The sequence below is a fragment of the Oryzibacillus soli genome (assembly GCF_051594765.1).
GTDB lineage: Bacteria > Bacillota > Bacilli > Paenibacillales > NBRC-103111 > Paenibacillus_AR.
The window spans coordinates 1-4,815 of sequence record NZ_JBPPGJ010000044.1 but is presented as its reverse complement, the minus strand read 5'-3'; the positions used below and the strand labels follow the sequence as shown (position 1 = coordinate 4,815).

Genomic DNA, 4,815 nt, shown 5'->3' with positions numbered 1-4,815 from the left:
CATCCCGGATTATATCCTCGAATAAGAGAAAGGACGTGTTCTCATGCCCTACAAACATGGGGTCTATGGCTCTCAGGCCGCGACGACTGACTCGCTGCCGCCCTCCGGCGTGGCGACCCTGCCGGTCTATATCGGCACGGCGCCGGTGCAGCAGCTCACCAACCCGGCGGCCGCCGTCAATACGCCGATTTTGATCACCAGCTATGAAGATGCCAAGGCCAAGATCGGCTACTCCGATGACTGGACCACCTTCACGCTCTGTGAAGCCGTATACGCTCATTTCAAGAGCCGGATCCAGCCCATTGGCCCGATTATCGTCATCAACGTCTTCGATCCGACGAAGCATACCACGGCGGTGACCGGAACGAGTGTGGCGATTACGAATGGCGTCGGATACCTGGATGCGCCGGCTGTGCTGTCGTCCATCGCCATCACCGGGAAGGTCTTGGGGACGGATTTTACGACGGAGTATGAAGGTGAACGGGTGAAGCTGAAGGCGCTGACGACCTTGGCCAACCCATCCAGTGTGAACTACAGCAAGATGGACGTCACCAAGGTGACCACGGCGGACGTAATCGGCAGCAAGACGGCTGCCGGCGTTCGCTCTGGCCTCTCGGTGATGGAACTCATCTACCAGACCCACAACATGATCCCGACCCTGCTGGCCGCTCCGGGCTGGTCCGAAACGAAGGCCGTAAAGGAAGCCATGATGACGGCAGCCAAAGGGATCAACGGCCACTGGGACGCCTATGTGCTGGCTGACCTGGATAGCAAGACCTCGAAGACCGTTGCCTCCGCCGTCACCTGGAAGAGCACCAACGGGTACACCGATTTAGGATTGAAAGTCGGCTGGCCGATGGCGAAGGTGGCGGGGAAGGTCTTCCACGCTTCGACACTGATTGCGGTCCGCATGCAGCAGACGGACTATGCGGCAGATAACGTGCCGTATGTGAGCCCGTCCAATAAGCAGGTGGACATCACCAGTACGGTGACCGGCGACGGGGCGGCTATCGTCTTCGACGAGCAGGAGGCCAATGAGCTGAACAAGAACGGCATCACGACGTTCAACTTCCGCTCTGGTATCTGGGTCCTTTGGGGCCCGCACGGCGCGAACTACACCTACGGCGCCCAAATGGATCCGCGGGATGTGTTTGACGCCAGCATCCGGATGATGCAGTACCTGTCCAACAGCTTCCAGGCCCGGTATATGGCGAATGTGGATGGTCCGCTCAACCGCAGTGTGGTGGATACCATCCTAAACGATGCCGGCACCTGGTTGAACAGCCTGGTGGCCGACGGGAAGATGCTGCACGGGAAGATCGTCTTCAACGAGACGAGCAACCCGACCAGCTCCATTGTGGAGGGGGACTTCGTCTTCGATATCCAGACCACGACTACGCCGGTGGCCAAGAGCTTGAACTTCCGCCTGCAGTATACGACCCAGGGGCTTAACACCCTGTATGGAGGTGCATCCGCGTGAAGATCACCAACAAAACGATCCAGTACAAGTTGAAGGCCACGGACCTGAACGGGATCCTTCAGATTGTGGATGATGTCACGGACCTGCAGCTTCCCTCCATCGAGAAGCTGACCGACACGACCAAGGGCGCCGGTATCATGGGGGAGGTGGATATGCCCAGTTACGGGCAGATCGGCAGCATGACCTTCACCGTGAATCACCGAGCGGACAATCCGGTCTATGCGGTCCTCTCCCGCCCGGGAGAGATCCGGTTCGAGGTGGTATGGGTGACGGACATCTTCGATACCAATGGGAACCGGATCAGCGTCCAGCAAAATAAGGTGTTCATGACCGGCTTCAACAAGAAATACGACCCCGGCAAGCTGGAAGTGAACGGTTCGGCGGACGGCTCCAGCGAGTATGAAATCGTTAATTACCGCAAGGTAGTCGACGGTGTCGAAGTGCTCTTGATCGACAAATTCAATTACCGTTACGTTGTCAACGGCGTGGATCTATACGAACAGCTGCGGACAGCTCTGCAATAAGCAGGGCTGTTCCTATTTCGAGGAGGATGAAAGATGGCTGCGTTCAAACTGAGCAAGCCCATTTCGATTAATGGAGCTTCTGTACAGGAGCTTCCTTACGATTTCGATACCCTAAACGCCCGGGATAAATTGGAGGCCACCAAGGCCTACACGAAGGCCGGGAACATCGTCTCCGTTCAGGAATTGGATCCGGCCTATCACTTGTTCATCTTCGCGGCCGCGGTTCGGAAGGCGGACCCGTCCATCGAGATCGATGATGTGCTCCGGATGAGCTTCAAGGATGCGGCGAAGGCAGAGGGAATGGTCCGGGATTTTTTCTTCATCGGCTCGGAGTCCTGACCGATGAGTACCTCCGGCAGTGCATCACCCAACTAGTCTTTCATCACTTCGCCACGCGCCAGGAATGTATGAGCATGCCGATCGTGGAGCTGATAGAGTTTTACGAATCCCTGGCGGACGAAGCTGAGCGACAAGCGAAGGAGGCAGAGAGGAACCGTGGCAAGTGAACGAGAGCTTCAAGCGTTGATCGTGCTGGCCGGTAAGGTGGATCCCAGCCTCCGGAAGGCGCTTCAGTCTGCTGAGAAGGGGACGAAGAGGGTTACCAACGAAAGCGGCCTCTTGGGGAGAGTGATGACGTCCACCTGGGATGTCGCACGCAAGGTGGTCACCGGTGGGGCCTTAGCCATCGGCGGTGCCATGATGGCCGTCGGTGCAAAGGGGATCATGCTGGCGTCGGACCTGGCGGAGGTCCAGAACGTGGTGGACGTGACCTTCGGGCAAGATGCGGCAAAGATTAACCAGTGGGCCAAAACGGCAAAGACCAGTTTCGGACTCTCCGAGCTAGCTGCGAAGCAGTATACCGGTGTCATTGGCTCTATTCTCGCTAGCTCCGGGATTTCAAAAAAGAGCATGGTTGAGATGTCAGAGGGTTTAACAGGGTTGGCGGCAGATTTTGCCTCGTTCTATAACCTGAGCCATAAAGACGCATTTGAGAAAATCCGGTCCGGCCTTACAGGCGAGACCGAGCCCCTTATGGCCTTGGGCATCAACATGCAGGTGGCTGCCTTGGAGGCCTATGCGCTTTCGAAGGGCATCAAGACCTCCTTCGACAAGATGAACGAAGCGGACAAGGCCATCCTGCGCTATAACTACCTGATGGAACGGAGCAAGGACGCCCAAGGCGACTTCGCCCGGACCTCCAACGGCTTCGCCAACCAACTTCGGCTCCTCCGGACGAACTTCGACGAAACTTCCGCCAAGATCATGAACAGCACCCTGCCGGCTTTTACGAAGCTGTTCCAGCAGGGCAACCAGCTCATGAGCAAGTTCGGTGGCGACCAGGCGCAGATCGAACGGATCTCCAACAAGGTTGCGGGGGCCGTGGAGAAGGGAATCGCCTTGATCCCGGCCGCCACCCAGGCCATTCGGACCTTCGCCAACGGGGTATGGGATGCGGGTAACGCCGCGTACCGGATCTACATCTTCATGAGCAACCACTGGACCCGGATCAAGCCGCTCATTGACGGCATTGTAGGGGCCAGGCTGGCCGGGAAAGGTACTCTGGGGGCTATCGCTCTCTATGAGATGATCACGAAGGCGGCTACCATCGCCACCGAGGTGTTCAGTATCGCCAAGTGGAAGGATGCAGCGGCAACCACCTACCTGCACCTCCTGTATGCGAAGGATGCCATCATGAAGGGTATCAGCACGGCGGCCACGTGGGCCGGAACGGCCGCCACCTGGGCAGCCACCGCGGCAACAACAGCCTTTGGCGCAGTCTTGGCCTTTATCACCTCGCCAATTGGTCTGGTGGTGCTGGCAATCGGTGCGCTCATAGCTGGGGCCGTCCTGCTCTACCAGCATTGGGACACCGTGTCCGCCTTCCTGGCCAACTCCTGGGAGGCGATTAAATCGGCCTTCGTGGTGGGGGTCAACTTCATCGTGGATAAGTTGAATTGGCTGATCAAGAAGATAAACAAGGTCAAGATCCCCGGCATGAAAATTCCCTTGATCCCTACTATCGGGGAAGACACCGTCTCGCAGTCCGTTTCCTCGATGGATCAATATGCCTCCGGGGGCTTCGCAAGTCGGCCATCGATCTTCGGGGAAGCTGGACCTGAAGCGGCCATTCCGCTGAAACGGACCCCGCGCAGCTTGGGCCTGCTCAACCAGACAGCCCAGGCGCTTGGCGTGACGCCGGCCGGAGGAGGCCCGACATTTGTCTTCTCGCCAACCATCAACGGCGGTGACTCCATTTCCATGCGGTCAACGCTCGCAGGAGCAGCCGAAGACTTCAAGGCCATGTGCGAGGAATGGTGGGAATCGAAGAGGAGGGAGAGCTTTGGCTGATACCTATTACGTTTATACGGCGGTGGCCGGCGATTCCTTCGACGCGATCGCACTCGACTTTTACGACGATGAGACCCGGGCCACCATCCTGATCCAAGCGAATCCGCCGTACAGGCGGGTGCTCCTCTTCGAGGGTGGGGAGGAACTGCAGATCCCAATCCTGGAGAAGACGGTCACGGCCGCCACGCTACCTCCCTGGAAGCGGGTGAGTGGATGAACATCCTGTATAACGGGGTGGACATTACCTCTGCTGTTCAGCCAACGGTGCTGCAGCTGACGGACCACGCCACGGGGAAGCCGGACAGCCTGTCCGTCGTCTTTGCGGATCCAGATGGCCTATGGAGCCAGTGGAAGCCCCGGAAAAATGACCTCCTGCAGGTGAGAACGGGCAGCTTCGATACAGGGGCCATGTTCATCGACCATCTGGAGCAAGGCGCCGGGGAATTTGCCATGAAGGCCCTG

The 4,815-nt window shown here is 58.1% G+C and carries 6 protein-coding genes; all 6 read left to right on the top strand.

The window, feature by feature from the left end:
* Positions 1-43 precede the first annotated feature (43 nt).
* Positions 44-1,480, top strand: a complete 1,437-nt coding sequence (locus tag ACSEXW_RS27850) for a phage tail sheath family protein (RefSeq protein ID WP_438449451.1) — start codon at positions 44-46, stop codon at positions 1,478-1,480.
* A complete protein-coding gene (locus tag ACSEXW_RS27845) occupies positions 1,477-2,004 on the top strand; it encodes a phage major tail tube protein (protein ID WP_438449450.1) in 528 nt (175 codons plus the stop codon). Before ACSEXW_RS27850 ends, ACSEXW_RS27845 begins: the two co-directional genes overlap by 4 nt.
* Positions 2,005-2,037: 33 nt before the next feature.
* Positions 2,038-2,343: a hypothetical protein gene (locus ACSEXW_RS27840; RefSeq protein WP_438449449.1), complete on the top strand. Its 306-nt coding sequence runs from the start codon at positions 2,038-2,040 to the stop codon at positions 2,341-2,343.
* A gap of 156 nt (positions 2,344-2,499) precedes the next feature.
* A complete protein-coding gene (locus tag ACSEXW_RS27835) occupies positions 2,500-4,353 on the top strand; it encodes a phage tail tape measure protein (RefSeq protein WP_438449448.1) in 1,854 nt (617 codons plus the stop codon).
* Positions 4,346-4,570 (top strand): phage tail protein, encoded by a 225-nt coding sequence (locus ACSEXW_RS27830; RefSeq protein ID WP_438449447.1) that lies wholly within the window; start codon positions 4,346-4,348, stop codon positions 4,568-4,570. The genes ACSEXW_RS27835 and ACSEXW_RS27830 overlap by 8 nt, the downstream gene beginning before the upstream one ends.
* Positions 4,567-4,815: hypothetical protein (locus ACSEXW_RS27825; RefSeq protein ID WP_438449446.1), on the top strand; the 249-nt coding region annotated here is incomplete at its 3' end. The genes ACSEXW_RS27830 and ACSEXW_RS27825, both read left to right, overlap by 4 nt.